Genomic DNA, 16,093 nt, shown 5'->3' on the forward strand with positions numbered 1-16,093 from the left:
TCGACTGGCAACCGAAGCGTGGCCGACGACCCCCGATATATATGATCGTTAATTATTAATACTATGGCCATGTGTTGCTTACCATGCCGACTATTAACAGACGGCAATACATCAAAGGTGTCGGTGCCGCAAGTAGCGTCGCTCTCGCTGGATGCAGCGGAGAGAACCAGGGTTCCGGGAGCGGTGATGGAGGCAGTGGGGACGGCGGCAGTGAACAGGACGGAGCGTCGACGTCGAATGCTGGCGGAACTACATACGAACTGAACGTCGCAACCGCCTACAAACTGGGGACTACGGAGGAGTACCCAGTGATGCAACAGGCGTTCAAAGAGAACGTCGAGGAAGCTTCCGATGGCCGCATCTCGGTCAAGCTTCACCCCAATGGGGTTCTCGGTGCAGGAACTGAACTTGCCGAGAAGGTTCAGACGGGAACGGTCGAGGCCGCACAGTTCTCGTTCTCGAACTTCTCCCCGTATGCATCGGCAGTCGATCTGGTCAACCTCCCTTACTTCGCGGGGACGAACCAGCAGTTCGTCAACCTGGTTACCAGCGATGCATGGGAAAACAACGTCCACAACAATGTCCGGGAGAACGGGTTCGAACCGCTGTTCTACCTCGTCATCGATCCGCGGGCTATCGGTGTCGGTAAAGGGAAGGATGCGGTGCTGACGCCGGAAGATATGGCCGGTTTCAAACATCGAATTCCTGGGTCACAGATCCTCGAAGAAGCCTGGAAGATGGTCGGAGCGAACCCGACGCCGATCGCCTGGGGAGAAACGCCGTCTGCAATCGAGGAGGGGGTCGCCGATTCGCTTCACGTCTCCATCGAAGCGTTCGTGACGTTCGGTTTCAGCGATCTCGTCTCACACATCACCCGGACACAGATGGTAGAAGATGCTCAGGTATACGCGATGAACGAGAAATGGTACAGCGATCTTCCGAGTGACCTACAGAGCGCTGTGGATGACGCCTCCGAGAAGACGTTCCAGGACAATCTCAACCAGGTGCCCAAATCACGTGAGAACTCCATGGCCAAACTGGAAGAGGCGGGCGTCGAAGTCCACGACCTGTCCGACTCGCAGCTACAGAAGTGGAAGGACAAAGCTGGCTACCAGCGCTCCGAGTGGGACAGCTGGAAAAAGAAACTGGCGGGCGACATGGAGACGTTCAAGAAGCTAGAACAGGCAAAAGAGCAGAAGAGCGATTTCGAAGTCCCGAACTAGCACAGTAGTTTTAAATCGACGTATCATCATCATCGACCATGCTCGAAAACCTGCAAACCAACGTCCGCTCAAACCCGATGGGACGGCGGATAGCGTCAGCCGGTGGATTACTGAACGAACATCTCGAGAGGTATCTCCTTCTCTCGATCTACGTGTACATCATCGCGATAATTGGTATCGAGGTCTTCCGCCGGTTCGTTCTGAACAACGCCAGCATCTGGGGCGAAGAGACGGCTCGGTTCATGTTCATCTACCTCACCTGGATCGGTGCGAGCTGGGGAGTCCACAAACGGCTGCATATCCGAATCGACATCCTCCACCAGTACGTCTCGGAGCGGACGACGGGACTCTTGTACATTCTGGGCGACATCGTGATGCTTGCCTTCGTCGTCGTCGCGATCCAGTGGACGATTCCACAACTCCAGACGCTCCTCGAATTCGGTGGCGCAACCCAGGCGTTGCGAGTCAACAAAATCTACTTCCAGGTCGCAGTCCCGATCGGAATGGGGCTGCTTACAGTACGCATCTTACAGGCACTGTACCGAGATGTCAAGGACGTCTTGGCCGGCCGAGAAGTGTACAAAGGGGAGCAACTCTTCGCATAACCATGGTTTCAACAGCTGTCCTCGGGATTCTCGCTTTCACTGCACTCCTCATCCTCATAGGTATCCCGATCTTTGCGTCACTCGGCATCGGAGGGTATCTGTTGTTGGAAGTGACGGGAATCCTTCCGACTATCCTCCTCGGGCAAACTCTGTTCACCGGCCTCAATGCGTTCGCTCTCATCGCGGTTCCCCTCTTCATCCTCACCGGGGACGCGATCGTCGAGACGGGGTTATCCCACAAGCTACTGAACTTCACTCAGAGCGTCTTCGGTGGGTTCCGGACCGGGATGGGTACTGCCACCCTCTTCGGTTGTGGGCTGTTCGCGGCGATCAGTGGATCGAACGCGTCCGATGCGGCGGCTCTGGGCCGGATCACACTTGATCGGCTTGAGGACCGAGGCTATCCACGCTCGTATGGCTGTTCACTGGTTGCGAGTGGCGCTTCGACCGGTATCCTCATCCCGCCCAGCATCTCCTACATCATCGTGGGCCTCGTGTTCGGTATCTCAGCGTCTACCCTGTTCCTAGCTGCACTGATCCCGGGTGTAGCCATTCTCCTCGGCATGGTCGTGATGAACGTATTAGTGAACAGGTATCAGGGGTACGAGACCGGTACCGGTCATCCTGAAGTCACCGATGTCGCGTTCAGTCTGTGGGACGCGAAGTACGGGCTACTGATTCCGTTCATTATTCTGGGCGGAATCTACAGTGGGACGTTCACCCCGACGGAAGCATCTTCCGTTGCCGTGATTACGACTATCATCATCGGAATCGGACTACAAACTCTATCTCTGCCGCAGTTCCCGGAGATGCTGGAACGCAGTGCGCTGGTGAACGGGGTCATCTCCCCGATTATCGCTATCGCGCTGTTGTTCAGTCAGATCCTCTCTGCGCTGGGGATCCCGGAGGCGCTCGTCAGTGCGATCATCGGGACCACGAGCAACTTCTACCTCGTTACGCTCATCATGATCGTCCTCCTGTTCATGGCCGGTGCGATCATGGAGACGACGCCGAATATCCTCGTTCTGGGGCCACTGCTGCTCCCAGTGGGCGAGCGCATCGGGATGGATCCGGTCCACTTCAGCGTGTTCTTTATCTCCGCGCTTGCGGTGGGATTCATCACGCCACCGATCGGACTCAACCTGTACGTGATGTCCGGCGTCAGTGGTGAATCGATAACCGATATCGCGAAGACCGCAGTACCGTTCATGATCGCGATGTTGGGAATTATCTTGCTCATCGCATGGTTCCCCATTCTCTCGATGTGGGGCATATAGCGATCCACCCTGTTTTCGGAGCTGCCCGGGCTCACCTGTAAGAACAGGGCTGTCGCAGGGTTGCTCGGAAATTCTATGAGTAACCTGAGGGACAGGAGCAAATCTTTTTATATCCATTGCTATTAATTGGGCATGATGGTAACTGCCAACTCACTTGCCAAATTCGGTCGGTACTCAAGCGGCGCGCTAGTCCTGATATTCCTCCTGAACCTTCTCCTGGACTCGGAAGCTATACCATTCGTGGACTGGAGTCCGTTCCTCGGCGGTGTAGAGCAATTTCTGATACTGCTCGTCGCATCTGCCCTCATCTCGATCGAGTTTATCATCGCCGATATGCGGTCGGAGGCCCGGGAAGCCGAGGACCTAGAGCAAGACGGTTCTACCGAGCCACCCGTCGATGTCGGTGTCGAATCCTGAGCCGGTGATTTCGTCTCGCATATCGTTCCCTTCTGGCGGGCTGGGAGCAGTGCTATCCGTCGGTATCTCCCCGATTCGATTCAGTCTTGGTTCACTCTGATCGCTGGCTGGTACGAACTAACGACCGCCCTCTGTACCGACCGGTGTCGGCTTCGGGACTCACCGAGGCGCGGCGCGTCCTGTCTCGCTATCGGGACGCTTCGATCGGACCGTATCTATCGACCGAGACCTCCCATCGGATCGGTTCCGTCTACGACTTGTTCCTACTCCGTCCGCGCCGAGCGTGAAGTGTTCTTGCCGCCGGTGGAACGCTAGCGTTGGACTCGTGGTCCCAGTAGCAGTTCAGTCTCCCTAGTTGCGGGTCTCGGGTGGCCTATCCACGTGATTTAAATACTGGGACGGTGACGATCATCCATATGCCAGTAGCCTGGCTGAACGCAGTCAACGCGAGAGATGTCGATATCGTCGGTGGCAAAGGTGCGTCGCTCGGTGAGCTACACGACGCCAGTTTACCCGTGCCGCCAGCGTTCGTCGTCACCGCCGACACGTATCGGACGTTCATCGAGGAGGCGGGAATCTCCGAAGAACTGTTCGAAGCGGTGGCTATCGACAGCGAGGATTCAGCAGCACTTGCCGAAGCTGAACAGCACGCCCGCGAGCTAATTCTGGAGACAGAATTCCCCGAGAGTGTTGCTGGGACACTCCTCAAGGCGTACGACGAGTTCCACGACGCCCCGTTCGTCGCTGTCCGCTCCTCGGCGACAGCCGAGGACCTCCCGGACGCGTCGTTTGCGGGACAACAGGAGACCTTCCTCAACGTCGATCGAGCAGCGCTACTGGACAGGATCAGACGCTGTTGGGCATCGCTCTTCACTCAGCGCGCAATATACTACCGTGAGGAGCAGGGGTTCGACCACGTGGATGTCGACATCGCCGTCGTCGTGCAACGAATGGTCGATGCCGAGAAGTCCGGTGTGCTGTTCACGAGTCATCCCTCGACTGGCGAACCGGAAATCACGGTCGAAGCGGCGTGGGGGCTGGGAGAGGCTGTCGTCTCTGGGACTGTCTCTCCGGACCATTACACCTACGACCGTACCAGTGATTCTGTCGAAAGCGTCTCTGTTGCCACAAAAAAGCGAATGCACGTCCGTGACCCGGAGACGGGCGAGACAGTAGAAGAGACCGTTCCTGACGACCGACAGAACGAACGGGTACTTGACGCCGACGAATTAGAGTCGCTCTATCATCTCGGTGAACGCATCGAGGAACACTACGGCCAACCACAGGACGTCGAGTGGGCGATCAGTGGGGGAGATATCTATCTCCTCCAATCCCGTCCGATCACCACTATCGACGAGCAATCGACTCGAGACCGGCAGACATCTGGCACTGAGAAGCAGGACAGTAGCACCGACGACGTGCTGGTCGATGGACTGAGTGCCAGTCCCGGCACGGCAACGGGAACTGTCCGTGTCGTCGGGACACTCGACCAACTCGACAAGGTCAATCAAGGCGACGTAATCGTGACAGAGATGACGACCCCCGACATGGTACCGGCGATGAAGCGGGCAGCAGCGCTCGTCACCGACGAGGGTGGCATGACCAGTCACGCCGCGATCGTCTCGCGGGAACTCGGGGTGCCTGCCGTCATCGGGACAGAGACGGCAACTGGGACGCTGACCGACGACCAGGCTGTCTCGGTTGACGGTGACCGTGGAATCGTCGCTGACGGTTACCGTGAGCCCGATGAGACGGGATCGTCTGAGGACTCGGAGTCGAAGTTGCACGCTCCTTCAAGCAAGCCGATGACGGCGACAGACATCAAAGTCAACGTCTCGATACCCGAAGCTGCGTCACGTGCGGCGGCGACGGGTGCCGATGGGGTCGGCCTGCTCAGGATGGAACATATGGTGCTCTCGACGAACAAGACCCCCCAACAGTACGTATCCGACCATGGAGCTGACGCCTTTGTGAACACTCTCACTGATTCGATGCGGAACGTTGCTGAGGCGTTCTACCCCAGACCAGTCAGGATTCGCACACTAGATGCCCCGACGGACGAGTTTCGCCAGCTCGATGGCGGTGAGGGAGAGCCGGACGAACACAACCCGATGCTGGGCTACCGTGGCATTCGACGATCGCTCGCGGAGCCAGAAACCTTCGAACTCCAGCTCCGCGCGTTCAAGAAGCTCTACGGAATGGGGTACGATAACCTCGAACTGATGCTCCCACTGGTGAACGACGCCGAGGACGTTTCTCGTGCGGCATCGGTGTTGGAACAGGTCGGTATCGACCCGAAGAAACGCCCGTGGGGCGTGATGATCGAGACACCGGCGAGCGCGCTCTGCATCGAAGAGTTGTGCCAAACCGATATCGAGTTCGTCTCGTTCGGGACGAACGACCTCACACAGTACACACTCGCGGTCGACCGGAACAACGGAACTGTCGCCGGTCGATACGACGAACTCCACTCGGCCGTGATGAAGTTGATCACCGAAACTATCGAAACTTGCCGTGAATACGGCGTTTCGACTAGCATCTGTGGTCAAGCTGCATCCAAACCGCAGATGATACGCACACTTGTCGACACTGGTATCACGTCTATCAGTGTCAACGTAGATGCCGTTAACGATACACAGGGGGAGGTAAAGCGTGTCGAGCAGAAAATGATACTCGAATCTGTCCGAGAGTAAATGTGGCTCCAGAAATTCGACATCTGTATGTGTATGAGGTGTAGGTCGAAATATAATCACACCTTCCGCAGGTTTGGGAACGATTTGGATCTAGTGAATGCAGAATCACTGAACATGGATTAACATATATCTCGAGTGGGGTGGGACGGGACACACTCTGCACCCCACGGCGTATCTATTAATAGAAACTGGGTCTCAGCGGGGGTAACGCAATATCTATTAATAGATCCTCTCGGCGTTTCAGAGAGTTGGTGGCTCAGGTTTAGCTGTCTCCACAAGGATCTCTGCGGGAATAATACAGTTGAACTTCCGACCCCAGAGCGTTAGTGGTCCGGGAGCGCTCGGGCCTGTGCGGCGCCGCGGATGGCCTCGATAATCCGGAACATGACGACTCCTAGCAGCAGGAACGAGACGAGCCCGGCGCCGTAGCCGAAGAGAGTCCCCGTTCGCATCGTCGCGACCAGCAGGGGCGACAGTGCCAGCCCGACACCCGCTGAGGAGAACACCACGGTCGCTGCACCAGCGAGCGGCGCGGAGACATCCGCTCGTCGAGACAGCATGGTCTCCAGCGTGATTCCGACGAGCACACTCGCAAGGCCGCCAACCAGTGCGAAGGCTTGGAACTCGTTCATGACTGGTCCCACAGGGTGATGGCGGCCAGTGGCTGGACGTCGACGCGACCGAGTTCCTCGTGATCGAGACACTCACAGAGCGCCTCGCGGACCGTTGCTCGCGAGCAGGGCTCGATATCGACGCCGTTCCGGGGGTCGTCCCGGAGCTGGACGTACTCGACGTCGACGGCCAGTCCAGTGTGCTCGGTGCGACACCAGATCGTCTCGACGCCGCCCTGGGTCTCTTTGGTGCGGTATCGAGCGGCCACAGGCTCGTGGCGAAGCTCAACCATGACGCACTCGACGAAGGCGGCGACCTCCGTTGGCGACCGTAGCGTCGGGACCTTCGCTTCGAGGGAACTCCAGGGATCGTGGTGGGCTGGTGCATCGACCTCGTCGACGACGAGATCAGCGGGTTCGCTTGCTGGCTGTGCGACTCCGTCAGCCTGGCTGTTGATAGACATGGTTCTGTGTCGGGGCGCTCTCTCTGGACCGCCCCTCACCCCGCTGGGGGCGCAGAAAATCGCTGTCGCGTCGGTCTGACAGCCACTTTACTCTGACAGTACGATAGGAAAAATCTCAAAATCTTATTTCACACTATAGAAAGGTAAATAACTCACCCAATCTGACATAAATTAGCCACGGTTTTCAGATACTCGGCCAGTGCGAAACATTGTTGAGCCGAATGGTGAGAACCTGGAGCGGGTGACAGACTATGAGACTCAATCGGCGGCCACTGCGTCACCCTGCTTGATGTATCGTTCAGCGGTTTCCCGCAATGTCTCTCCAGTAATCGGTTTTTCGAGATACCCTTGATTGTCTTGGTCGGACTCGTCGGGCACATCGATCGCAGAGATATACACGACTGGGACATCCACGCCGTGGTCGCGGAGCCGCTGAAGAAACTCGTCACCGGAGACCTGGGGCATCCGCCGGTCACAGAATACCAGATCGACTGTCTCGGCAACCATTTCGGGCGCAACGTCCCCGTTGGCAGCGGTTTTCACGGTGTAGTCCGGCCGGAGGTGGAGGGTGTACAGATTGCGGATATCAGGCTCATCGTCAATTATCAGCACTGTTGGGGTCTGGCCATCAGCACTGTTCTCATCACCTGTAGCTGCCATGTGTCTAAATTAATGCTAGTAAGTGTACCAACGTTGCCTTACTGTGTAGGTACCGGATCATCCAAACACCGAGCAGTCCAGCATCACCAGTTGAGCCGGGTCACGAACGACTACCCTCCGGTTGAAGAGGTGTGATAGGAAGTAGCGGATGTGAACGATGTGAGTTCCTCGATACGGTCTTCAAGCTCGGTAATCTCGGCTTGTAACTGCTCTACCTCATCGTCAGTAGCATCGCTAGCCGCGATCCGATCTTTCAGTCCTTGCAGCCGTGTTTCCTTGGACTCCTCGTCAACATTGGCTTTCCGGACGTACTCGGTCGTGTCGAGTTCGTAGAGGTCCGATTCTGCAAGCTCGGTTACCGCAAGTGCATCATCGACTTTGTCGCGGTCAAGACTGGTGACACGCTCGCGGTCAATACCGGCAGCTTCCAACGCATTCACCACCGTTTCCTCGTCCTTGAGCGAGCGCTGGCTACGCGTCGTCCGTTGGACCGAGCCGAACTGTCCACTGACAGGTTGGTCGTGATGGAGCCGACTCAAGAGAACGTCGGCGATCTCTTTACGAAGATCGTCAGCACTACGCTGAACATCTGACAGCATCGTATAGAGGTCCACGAGTGCGTTCGTTTCGATCGTGGTGGGGTCGGTCATATCGTGGCGCTCCAAGGCATCGGTCAGCAGGAGCGCATCGCTATAGACCTGCAAATCCGGCTCTTCGCGCTTAGTCTCTTCGTCCGCCTGTCCGGATGTGGCCAGTTGTGTAGTCGTTTCGAGGTCTGTCTGGCGGATGACGCCAACGTCTTCATCGACTTCCATGCGCGGGTGCAGTGACCAAACCGCAGCGAACGGCTCGGCGTCGGGTGGCAACCGGTCAAGATCGAACTCTTGGGCCGGCGCATCGCTAACCCGACGGAACAGCGTCTCGAATTGCTCGCGCTGGAGTGGCCGTGTCTTGTCTTTCTCGATGTACTCGATGATAATTCGATGTTCCTGCGTATCGCTGATCCGGAACGGCGTCTGTGAAAGTGGTGTCACCAGTACCGCATCCGCTGAAAGGTCTTCAGCCTCGTCCAGCAGCGTGTGCCAGCTAACACTGAACGACATATTTAATCCACTACTTCCGTCATCAAAGATGTACTGACCAAGTCCTTAATCGAGGATGTGAGTCTGGAGCCGCCCGAACCAGAGCCGAATCGTCGTTGTCGAGAGGTCGACGGCCTCGCTCAGTGTTTCCTGGGTGATCCGCTGGTCGGCGTTCCGACTGGCGAGGTACACGGCGGCAGTTGCGATGCCGACCGGATTCCCGTTGATCTGGGCAGACTCAGTGGCCTGCTCGGCTAGCTGGCTCGCGTGCTGCTGCACGTCGCGAGGAACCCGCCTAGGAACGTCCGAACAGACCTTCGGCACCCAGTCGACGGGCAGGGCGACCGGAATCGAGAGCTCGAGTTCCGCCTGGAACGTCCGATAGCAGTTCCAGGCCTGCCCTTCTGAACACCGAGCGACCTCGGCCACGTCGCGCATTCGAACGACGCCGTTGCACCGGCCGGCGGCGTACACGGCGGCCGCTGCACCGCCTTCGATCGACCGCCCGTGCAGGAGGTTGGCGTCCTGTGACTGCTGGAAGAGTGTCGCGGCCCGCTCTCTGACCGCGTGGGACTGTTCGAGCGCGCTGGCCATCCGCCGGATCTCGCCGAGGCCGTGCGCGAGGTTCCGATCGCGCTTGCTCTCGAATTTGGACTGGCTGTGGAGTCGCCGCTGTCGAGAGAGCCGCCGGCGCCGACTCGCGGAGATGTCCGGCCTGTCGACAGCTCCGATGGTCGTCGAGAGGCCCCGGTCGTGGCGCAGGACTGTCCGGGGAGCGCCGGTCCGCTGCCCCTTGCACTCGTCGTCGAACGAGCGCCACTCGGGGCCGTGGTCGACAGGCTGCTCGTCGACGACCAGGCCACACTCCGGACAGTGGGTCTCCTGGCCGCTGGTGGCCAGGCTGGCGCCACACTCGGGACAGATCTGTGTCGATGCGTCGAGTCGTGTCTGGACACGTGAAGACATGGAGAATCGCTCCTCTACCCACCAGGGGAGTCAGAAAATGCGGATATACCTCAAGACCGAACAAAGCGAACTACGGTGTCGGGAAGCGTGCCTACGTTTCGGAGTCGGCTGGTTCAACGATATCGAGGTCCAGCAACTGATGAATCGGAGCTTTGTCGAAATCCGACGCATCACAGGTGACAAAGGTCGCGCTATTTTCGCGGGCCGTTGCAGCGTGGAGCAGGTCGGCCAGGTCCAATGAGACATCTTGTTGCGAAAGAGATTGCTCCAGTAGGACCGCCTCTACCGCAACGGCTTCATTCAACGGTAAGACACGCTGGATTCGTTGGTTCAGTGCGTGGTGGTTCTGGTTGACGGTACTCTGTGTTGAATAGTAGCGAAGGTACTCGAACAACACCGTCGCTGGAATTGCCCACGGCTCTTTCGCGTGTTGTTTCAGGTATGCGATGACGTTAGCATCCGGATCAGGCCGTGCGAATTTCGCGACCACGCTGTTGTCGAAACACAGCATCGTCACCGGTGGCTGTTTTCTTCGAGTGATTCGGATAGCTTGTCATGGGTTTCGTCCATGTGCTCCTCGATGCCCTCCTCTGCAAAGCCGGCCATTGCTTCCACATCGTCAGCTGTGCGCGTCACTGCTAACCGATCAAGCAGCTCATCAAACGTTTCGTCGTCACGTTTCACCGCCTCAAGCTTCTGTTTCGTTTCTTCTGAGATCCGAATCGATGTACTCATACGAATACATTGTATGCAAACCGTGGTAGTTGTTTCGCCCCCATCGTTGTGGTCGGCAACGACGTGGCTCAGGCGTCGGGAAGCTTGCCGTCGGGGCGGGGCACCAGCCCCTCGCGGATCTCGATATCGACACGCCGGAGGTGCTTGCACCGATCGGCGGTGTCGGGACAGGTACACGTCTCCTCGAGAACGTCGACCTCGTAGCGACTGTCCGACGCCGAGTGGACCTCGTAGACACCGGGCTGTTCCAAGAAGGCGACGTCGATGGACTCGCGCTTGGCCCGCTTGGTGCGAGGGTCGTCCTCAGAGTGGACCGCGAAGAGGTCCTCTGCTGGATCGGTGACGCCGCCATCGTCGACGCGAGCCTGCGCGACGCCCCCGTCGGCCACCGCTCGGCGCGGCTCGCCGTCGACGTGCATCCCGAACTGGTCGTCCAGGGCGTCGGCGTCGATCCACTCGGGGATCGGCCGCTCACCGGTCGCGAAGGCGACCCGCTTGCGGTGCTTGCACTCCTGGCCGGGGTTGTACTGGGACCAGGGACACTCGCAGGTCCCTTGGAAAGTATCGACGAGATACTCGGAACCAGAACTGGAGTTGACCAGGTACAGGCCGGGTGCGTCCCGCGCCCGGCCGATCGAATCCAGGACGGTCATGACCTCGGTGAGCGCCGCGACAGTGCGTTTGTCTGGGCCAGCCTCCTCGACGTCGATCTCGGTGGGAGTGTCGGTTGTAGCCATAGATAGCAGGCGGCACGCCCTCTCTGGAGCGCCCCTCAGCCCGCTGGGGCGCAAAAAATCAGCCCGATGCTCGCTCCTGGGAATCCGCTGGATCGCGACGAAGTTCGCGCGCTCGCATCCGCAGGTGGGACTGGACTGGCGTCCTGTTCTGGTTCCGGTTCTCGTATGCGAGATACTGCTGGACGGTCTCAACCGAGTGCATACAGCGAATCCCGGCTAGAATCGGCTGGAGGTGGTCGCCGTCCAACAGCCGCTCGGGCGGCAACTCGTCGAGGATTGCGTCTCGCTCGTCGCTCATCGCTGACCCTCCGGGCGCGCTTGCATGTGCTTGTGGGCCAACAAAAGCCCCTCGTCGAGCGTCTCGCAGGAGCCGATTAGTTTCCCAGCCCGCCGGAGCGCCCAGCCCTGGTTCGTCGACCGAAGGAGCAGCGCCGCCGTCGTGTCGGGAACGTGCCAGCCGATCGAGTTGCTCGTGTGGACCTGGAACTCCCATTCCCCCACAGTGGCGTCAATCGCCGCTTGCTCCTTGTCGATCATCGCCTCCGACCGCCGGCCACCGGCACCAAAATCGCCCAGCGTTGCAGTCCCCTCCGAGCTCATGCCGGGACCTCCTGTCGGGGCCAGCTAGCGACCGTCGCCTCGATGGCGTCGACGATCGTCGCGACGCGAACCTCCAGCGGCGCCGTTTCGTCGACGTCGACGTCCAGGACCGCCCGCAGTTCCAGCACGTCCGGGAGGGACAGTGTGTCCGACTGCTGTGCAACTGCCCGCAGGACCACCGCTTCGAGGTCGTGGTCGCTGGCGTCTTCGCGAGCGCTCTGCGCGATGGACTCGACGAACGCCGAGTGGTTCTGACACGAGACACCCACACTACTCTGTCGAGACTGGTTACGGGACATCCTCTCACCTCCCTGGAGGGGCACAAAATCTGGCGGAGAGCGCTAGCCCTACGAGGGCGGGAATCGCACTGACCCTTCAGCCCCGACGGCGTGGGCCACCGGCTCGAAGGGGACCGCGAGACTCCGAAGAATGTACTCCTCGCCGTCGTACACGAAATTGAGCGAGGCCGTTCCCTTAGACTCGTACCCGCCCTCGTCGTGCTCGAAGACTGCCGTGAACCCACAGGACCGAAGCGTGGTCTGGCCGTCGCCCTTTGCGAGATCGACATCGGTGTGTGGCGCATCCTCGAACCACTGAACAGCCACGTTCCGGGCCGCCTGTCGATCCGCCTCCAGAGTGCTCACCAGACTTTCTTTGACAGTTTCTGGTAACATATTTTCTCATTTCAACAGGAAAATAACATAAAAATAGTGTTTGAGTTATCCTTATATCCACTGAGCAATATTTGACTGCCCCCTCTCTGTGGAAGCGTTGGGCTGCTGTGTGTCCGCCCCAGGACACTGCTCGTAGCCCGCAACCTCGCGGAGCGCTCGCTTGTCTCGCCCAGCATGGACAGCACAGGGATGCCCGCTTGGACGGCGACACTGGCTACCGACGTCTGCGCCACAGGACGGGCAGGCGACTTCCAGCGCCGGGTCGCGCTCCCAGTGTTGCCCGCAGGTCGAACACTGGACGGTCATCCTGACCACCGTTCGAGCGTCGACTGCTTGCGAACGCGCTCGACCGGGCAGAGAAACCGCCACTTGTACCGCTCTCTGATCGGCTTGTCCTCGCGGTTGCTCGCTTGGCCGGGCTCTCGATATCCCGTACAGGTCCAGCCTTTGTCTCGCAACGCTCGCACCATCGCGCCGTCGAAATCCGCCCGGACCCACGTCAACAGGAATCGGATACTACGGTCCTCGTGGTCGCGAACGAATCGCTCCTGGGAGCGGGCCAGCGCTGCTGACGCGAGATTGGGCATCCGCACACCCAGACAGATCCGTGCGGCCTCGACGATCGTGTCGCCGGCGACGACCTCGCTGTCGACGACGGGCTCGTCCGTCGACGGGAGGACCCGGCGGGCTGTTGGCCGAATGCCTCGTGGTAAGGACTCGATCTCGACGGGTTCGGGTCTCAGCTGGCCGTCGACGCCGTATCGGATTCGCTTTTTCGAGATCAGCGGGTAGCGGTAGGTAATCGCGCCGACGAGCGACTCCTGGAAGTACAGCCCGTGGTGAGCGAGATTGACCGACGGCAGCGAGTCCATGTAGGAGTGGTGAGCCTGGTAGACGGCGGCTGCGGTCTCCCGGTCGATCGGGGCGACGTCGACGTGGTCGGCGAACCGGACCCCGAGCGGCGCCGTGAACGGGTCGCCGCCAGCGTGGATCGGACAGTCACAGGAGATCGTCGACGGACGATGCTGGAACGATTTCGTTGGTGGGTGAGTAGCCATCCTCTCACCCGCTGGAGGAACAGAAAACCGCGGTGTGGGCTACTGTGAGGTTTGTTTCGGAGCGACGAGAACCGCGCTGTCTGGCCCCTCCAGCAGCATCCCATCGCCGCCCAAGAAGTACAGCGTGTACCGCTCAGGCGTGTACCGGTGGCCGTCGACGAGCGTTGCGAGCGCTCGCGATAGCAACCGCGCCGAGAACAGTGGTCGGCCCGACGGGAACGTGAGCCGCCCGGACTCCAGGGGTTCCCAGGCGTCGAACCGGAACCCTGCTGGCGGCGTGTACGTTGCCCGGGAGACGGCGACGAGATACTCCTGTCCGTCGACGACCTTACCGGTGGAACGACCACGACCCAGGTGGAGCTGGACGAACCCGTCACACTCGTCGGTCACCTCTTTTTGCCAGGAGATGGGGGTCGGGGCGTCGGCGGTGGGCACTGGCGGCCCCTGGGCTGCCTGCTCCCGGAGGTGAGTTTTGGCCGCTGCTTCGCTCTCGAACTCCTCGCCGCAGGTGCAACAGAACTCCTCGTCTTCCGCGTAGTAGCCGTCGGTATCCTCGATTCGGACTGTATCGCCCTCCCGGAATTGGATACGGTCGACGTACCGCCAGGAGTAGGCCGCCTCGATCTCGTGGTCGCCAGCGAGGTTGGTGAACTGGAAGCCACCGGACTGGTCAGGAGTCGCTGCCTCGGTCGGAGTGGAACTGTCTGTCGACATCCTCTCACCCTCTGGAGGAACAGAAAACGGGGGTCGGCTGCGTCTTAACCAACGAACCCGCGATTATCCCCTCCAGTGTTGGTTAAGCCCAGCGCCGGAGGTCGCTCTGTGCGTCTGTCTGCCCCAGGATCGACAGCCGATCGGAGCCGGAGACACGAACCGCCTCGCCGTCACGAGCGATGTACTCGTTGAGGTATCGGTGGTCTGTGTCCCGATAGGTTCCGTCTTCGTTGGTCTCGGCCTCCGGCGAGACGTACACGATGCTGAACGCGGGCAGGCCGAACGATCGGGTGCGGGTGACCTGGAGGACCATGCCGTCGCCAGGGCCATGGCACTCGAGGAGGTCCCCGCGATGGAGTTCCTCGTCGAGAGGTGGCCGCCCGCACTCCGCTCGGGTGAGCTTCTGGCCGTCGTAGCTGGCCGTCCACGGTTCCAGTGGGTCCAGGTCCTGGTCGGGGCAGACCCGTGCCGTCGTGTCGTCAAGCAACTCGACGACGAAGGGGTACTGGCTGCCAAAGTGGTAGTCGTAATCCGGCGACCGCCGGGCTCGCTCGACGTGTGTCTCGACTGCTTGGCTGGCCATTTCCCGACTCGGGAACAAGCCCTGCCAGCTACAGTGATGGTCAGCACAGACGGCCAGGAACCCAGTCTCGGTGGTCCGAATCGTCTCTCGATCGAGCGGTGTGCCGACACGGACGTCCGCTGCCCGTTCGATCTGACGAGTTCGTGAGCTACACATCTTGGCCTCCCTCCCCGCCGTCAGTGGCAAGACTCGTCTGCCTCGTGGCACGGAACCTATCGGGGACGTCTTCGAATGCGTCCAGGCCTGCCTGCTCGGTGCCGTCGACGTCGACGCTACTGTGGTCTGTTTGCCACGTGGCACGTTCCCGCTCGAAGCCCCCGTCGAAGGCTGAGAGCTCCGATTCTCTGGCGGGCGTGGCGGCTGCATCGAGGGCCTCGGCCCGGTCGGAGAGCCACGCCATCTGCTCGAACATTCCGTCGAAATCTCGCTCCTGGAAGGGGAACCGGACAGTCGCCTTCGGCGGGAGCGCTCGGTACGTCTCGCGACCGGTCCGAATCGCGGTTGGCCGCTCGTCGAAGATCCCGCGCTCGCGAAGCGCGTCGACGTAGTCGCTGCCAGCCAGTACGACCAACTCCCGGCAGGGCGACTCCTGTTGATCGGCGGCGAACGGGCGGCGAAGCCAATCGCCGAGAGCCGAGTGGACACGAAGCGCCCACTGATCGAGACGGGTTTCGACTCGGTCCCCTGACGGGAGTTCGTAGTTCAGCTCCCCTTCGATCGGTTCTCTGCGGAGGGCCTCAATCGTGGTATCGTAGGGGTCGACCGTCTGGCGGGGCAGCAACACGCCGTGTTCGGCGGAGAGGACACCCCAGGCGTTTGCTCGTCGATCGGCCGTTCGCGCCCACTGGACGGCGGCCTCAGCGTACTTGCGCTTGACGGCGAAATACGAGGACGTGTAGAGGTTGCGAGCGTCGGCTGGATCGTCGGTTTTTGCGTCGCCGCAACCGATGAGTACGAAGCGGCCGCGGGTTCGCTCGGTCTGCGTGGTGGTCAT

General features: G+C 60.0%; 22 protein-coding genes. 5 read left to right on the forward strand and 17 right to left on the reverse strand.

Annotation, left to right across the window (positions count from 1 at the left end; all coding sequences use genetic code 11):
• The first annotated feature begins 83 nt into the window (after positions 1–83).
• The 5 genes from P1L40_RS21845 to ppsA all read left to right on the forward strand — a co-directional run bounded on the left by P1L40_RS21845 (position 84) and on the right by ppsA (position 6,215).
• Positions 84–1,223: a TRAP transporter substrate-binding protein gene (locus P1L40_RS21845; protein ID WP_284011571.1), complete on the forward strand. Its 1,140-nt coding sequence runs from the start codon at positions 84–86 to the stop codon at positions 1,221–1,223.
• A 38-nt stretch (positions 1,224–1,261) separates the two neighbouring features.
• The gene (locus P1L40_RS21850; RefSeq protein WP_284011572.1) at positions 1,262–1,828 is read left to right on the forward strand and encodes a TRAP transporter small permease; all 567 of its coding nucleotides are present in this window, start codon (positions 1,262–1,264) and stop codon (positions 1,826–1,828) included.
• Between the two features lie 2 nt (positions 1,829–1,830).
• Positions 1,831–3,105, forward strand: a complete 1,275-nt coding sequence (locus P1L40_RS21855) for a TRAP transporter large permease (protein ID WP_284011573.1) — start codon at positions 1,831–1,833, stop codon at positions 3,103–3,105.
• Positions 3,106–3,240: 135 nt separating this feature from the next.
• Positions 3,241–3,522: a hypothetical protein gene (locus P1L40_RS21860; protein WP_284011574.1), complete on the forward strand. Its 282-nt coding sequence runs from the start codon at positions 3,241–3,243 to the stop codon at positions 3,520–3,522.
• A gap of 416 nt (positions 3,523–3,938) precedes the next feature.
• Entirely contained in the window at positions 3,939–6,215 is a 2,277-nt protein-coding gene (gene ppsA, locus P1L40_RS21865) for a phosphoenolpyruvate synthase (protein ID WP_284011764.1), read from the forward strand.
• A 323-nt stretch (positions 6,216–6,538) separates the two neighbouring features.
• On the opposite strand, the gene P1L40_RS21870 is transcribed toward ppsA, so the two are convergent.
• The 17 genes from P1L40_RS21870 to P1L40_RS21945 form a co-directional block, all read right to left on the reverse strand.
• On the reverse strand, positions 6,539–6,847 hold the full coding sequence (locus P1L40_RS21870) for a hypothetical protein (RefSeq protein ID WP_284011575.1): 309 nt from the start codon (positions 6,845–6,847) through the stop codon (positions 6,539–6,541).
• Positions 6,844–7,290, reverse strand: a complete 447-nt coding sequence (locus P1L40_RS21875; protein ID WP_284011576.1) for a DUF8030 family protein — start codon at positions 7,288–7,290, stop codon at positions 6,844–6,846. The genes P1L40_RS21870 and P1L40_RS21875 overlap by 4 nt, the downstream gene beginning before the upstream one ends.
• A 258-nt stretch (positions 7,291–7,548) precedes the next feature.
• Positions 7,549–7,950, reverse strand: coding sequence for a response regulator (locus P1L40_RS21880; RefSeq protein WP_284011577.1), 402 nt, complete (start codon positions 7,948–7,950; stop codon positions 7,549–7,551).
• A 110-nt stretch (positions 7,951–8,060) separates the two neighbouring features.
• Entirely contained in the window at positions 8,061–9,053 is a 993-nt protein-coding gene (locus tag P1L40_RS21885) for a DUF7983 family protein (RefSeq protein ID WP_284011578.1), read from the reverse strand.
• Between the two features lie 45 nt (positions 9,054–9,098).
• Entirely contained in the window at positions 9,099–9,998 is a 900-nt protein-coding gene (locus P1L40_RS21890; protein WP_284011580.1) for a transcription initiation factor IIB, read from the reverse strand.
• A 91-nt stretch (positions 9,999–10,089) separates the two neighbouring features.
• Positions 10,090–10,509, reverse strand: a complete 420-nt coding sequence (locus P1L40_RS21895) for a type II toxin-antitoxin system VapC family toxin (protein WP_284011581.1) — start codon at positions 10,507–10,509, stop codon at positions 10,090–10,092.
• Between the two features lie 2 nt (positions 10,510–10,511).
• Complete coding sequence (locus P1L40_RS21900; protein WP_284011582.1) at positions 10,512–10,733, reverse strand: DUF7557 family protein; 222 nt, start codon at positions 10,731–10,733, stop codon at positions 10,512–10,514.
• Between the two features lie 68 nt (positions 10,734–10,801).
• On the reverse strand, positions 10,802–11,470 hold the full coding sequence (locus P1L40_RS21905) for an SWIM zinc finger family protein (protein ID WP_284011583.1): 669 nt from the start codon (positions 11,468–11,470) through the stop codon (positions 10,802–10,804).
• A 58-nt stretch (positions 11,471–11,528) separates the two neighbouring features.
• Positions 11,529–11,768, reverse strand: coding sequence for a DUF8129 domain-containing protein (locus tag P1L40_RS21910; protein ID WP_284011584.1), 240 nt, complete (start codon positions 11,766–11,768; stop codon positions 11,529–11,531).
• Complete coding sequence (locus P1L40_RS21915) at positions 11,765–12,070, reverse strand: hypothetical protein (protein WP_284011585.1); 306 nt, start codon at positions 12,068–12,070, stop codon at positions 11,765–11,767. The genes P1L40_RS21910 and P1L40_RS21915 overlap by 4 nt, the downstream gene beginning before the upstream one ends.
• Positions 12,067–12,369 (reverse strand): hypothetical protein, encoded by a 303-nt coding sequence (locus P1L40_RS21920; protein ID WP_284011586.1) that lies wholly within the window; start codon positions 12,367–12,369, stop codon positions 12,067–12,069. The genes P1L40_RS21915 and P1L40_RS21920 overlap by 4 nt, the downstream gene beginning before the upstream one ends.
• Positions 12,370–12,417: 48 nt before the next feature.
• A complete protein-coding gene (locus tag P1L40_RS21925) occupies positions 12,418–12,714 on the reverse strand; it encodes a hypothetical protein (protein ID WP_284011587.1) in 297 nt (98 codons plus the stop codon).
• Positions 12,715–12,795: 81 nt separating this feature from the next.
• The gene (locus P1L40_RS23770) at positions 12,796–13,050 is read right to left on the reverse strand and encodes a hypothetical protein (RefSeq protein ID WP_465260817.1); all 255 of its coding nucleotides are present in this window, start codon (positions 13,048–13,050) and stop codon (positions 12,796–12,798) included.
• Positions 13,047–13,802, reverse strand: a complete 756-nt coding sequence (locus tag P1L40_RS21930) for a hypothetical protein (RefSeq protein ID WP_284011588.1) — start codon at positions 13,800–13,802, stop codon at positions 13,047–13,049. The genes P1L40_RS23770 and P1L40_RS21930 overlap by 4 nt, the downstream gene beginning before the upstream one ends.
• A gap of 39 nt (positions 13,803–13,841) precedes the next feature.
• On the reverse strand, positions 13,842–14,516 hold the full coding sequence (locus P1L40_RS21935; RefSeq protein ID WP_284011589.1) for a hypothetical protein: 675 nt from the start codon (positions 14,514–14,516) through the stop codon (positions 13,842–13,844).
• An 82-nt stretch (positions 14,517–14,598) separates the two neighbouring features.
• On the reverse strand, positions 14,599–15,099 hold the full coding sequence (locus tag P1L40_RS21940) for a hypothetical protein (protein WP_284011590.1): 501 nt from the start codon (positions 15,097–15,099) through the stop codon (positions 14,599–14,601).
• Between the two features lie 148 nt (positions 15,100–15,247).
• Positions 15,248–16,093: a DUF6884 domain-containing protein gene (locus P1L40_RS21945; protein ID WP_284011591.1), complete on the reverse strand. Its 846-nt coding sequence runs from the start codon at positions 16,091–16,093 to the stop codon at positions 15,248–15,250.

This window comes from Haloarcula pelagica, from assembly GCF_030127105.1.
GTDB classification, from domain to species: domain Archaea; phylum Halobacteriota; class Halobacteria; order Halobacteriales; family Haloarculaceae; genus Haloarcula; species Haloarcula pelagica.

What these genes read in the sequence shown, in the direction of transcription:
- P1L40_RS21915 (WP_284011585.1), bottom strand. Translation starts at nt 12,070, where the DNA reads ATGAGCTCGGAGGGGACTGCAACGCTGGGCGATTTTGGTGCCGGTGGC.
- P1L40_RS21905 (WP_284011583.1), bottom strand. Translation starts at nt 11,470, where the DNA reads ATGGCTACAACCGACACTCCCACCGAGATCGACGTCGAGGAGGCTGGC.
- P1L40_RS21885 (WP_284011578.1), bottom strand. Translation starts at nt 9,053, where the DNA reads ATGTCGTTCAGTGTTAGCTGGCACACGCTGCTGGACGAGGCTGAAGAC.
- P1L40_RS21850 (WP_284011572.1), top strand. Translation starts at nt 1,262, where the DNA reads ATGCTCGAAAACCTGCAAACCAACGTCCGCTCAAACCCGATGGGACGG.
- ppsA (WP_284011764.1), top strand. Translation starts at nt 3,939, where the DNA reads ATGCCAGTAGCCTGGCTGAACGCAGTCAACGCGAGAGATGTCGATATC.
- P1L40_RS21900 (WP_284011582.1), bottom strand. Translation starts at nt 10,733, where the DNA reads ATGAGTACATCGATTCGGATCTCAGAAGAAACGAAACAGAAGCTTGAG.
- P1L40_RS21910 (WP_284011584.1), bottom strand. Translation starts at nt 11,768, where the DNA reads ATGAGCGACGAGCGAGACGCAATCCTCGACGAGTTGCCGCCCGAGCGG.
- P1L40_RS23770 (WP_465260817.1), bottom strand. Translation starts at nt 13,050, where the DNA reads ATGACCGTCCAGTGTTCGACCTGCGGGCAACACTGGGAGCGCGACCCG.
- P1L40_RS21940 (WP_284011590.1), bottom strand. Translation starts at nt 15,099, where the DNA reads ATGGCCAGCCAAGCAGTCGAGACACACGTCGAGCGAGCCCGGCGGTCG.
- P1L40_RS21875 (WP_284011576.1), bottom strand. Translation starts at nt 7,290, where the DNA reads ATGTCTATCAACAGCCAGGCTGACGGAGTCGCACAGCCAGCAAGCGAA.
- P1L40_RS21855 (WP_284011573.1), top strand. Translation starts at nt 1,831, where the DNA reads ATGGTTTCAACAGCTGTCCTCGGGATTCTCGCTTTCACTGCACTCCTC.
- P1L40_RS21870 (WP_284011575.1), bottom strand. Translation starts at nt 6,847, where the DNA reads ATGAACGAGTTCCAAGCCTTCGCACTGGTTGGCGGCCTTGCGAGTGTG.
- P1L40_RS21845 (WP_284011571.1), top strand. Translation starts at nt 84, where the DNA reads ATGCCGACTATTAACAGACGGCAATACATCAAAGGTGTCGGTGCCGCA.
- P1L40_RS21895 (WP_284011581.1), bottom strand. Translation starts at nt 10,509, where the DNA reads ATGCTGTGTTTCGACAACAGCGTGGTCGCGAAATTCGCACGGCCTGAT.
- P1L40_RS21930 (WP_284011588.1), bottom strand. Translation starts at nt 13,802, where the DNA reads ATGGCTACTCACCCACCAACGAAATCGTTCCAGCATCGTCCGTCGACG.
- P1L40_RS21890 (WP_284011580.1), bottom strand. Translation starts at nt 9,998, where the DNA reads ATGTCTTCACGTGTCCAGACACGACTCGACGCATCGACACAGATCTGT.
- P1L40_RS21920 (WP_284011586.1), bottom strand. Translation starts at nt 12,369, where the DNA reads ATGTCCCGTAACCAGTCTCGACAGAGTAGTGTGGGTGTCTCGTGTCAG.
- P1L40_RS21860 (WP_284011574.1), top strand. Translation starts at nt 3,241, where the DNA reads ATGGTAACTGCCAACTCACTTGCCAAATTCGGTCGGTACTCAAGCGGC.
- P1L40_RS21880 (WP_284011577.1), bottom strand. Translation starts at nt 7,950, where the DNA reads ATGGCAGCTACAGGTGATGAGAACAGTGCTGATGGCCAGACCCCAACA.
- P1L40_RS21945 (WP_284011591.1), bottom strand. Translation starts at nt 16,093, where the DNA reads ATGACCACCACGCAGACCGAGCGAACCCGCGGCCGCTTCGTACTCATC.
- P1L40_RS21935 (WP_284011589.1), bottom strand. Translation starts at nt 14,516, where the DNA reads ATGTCGACAGACAGTTCCACTCCGACCGAGGCAGCGACTCCTGACCAG.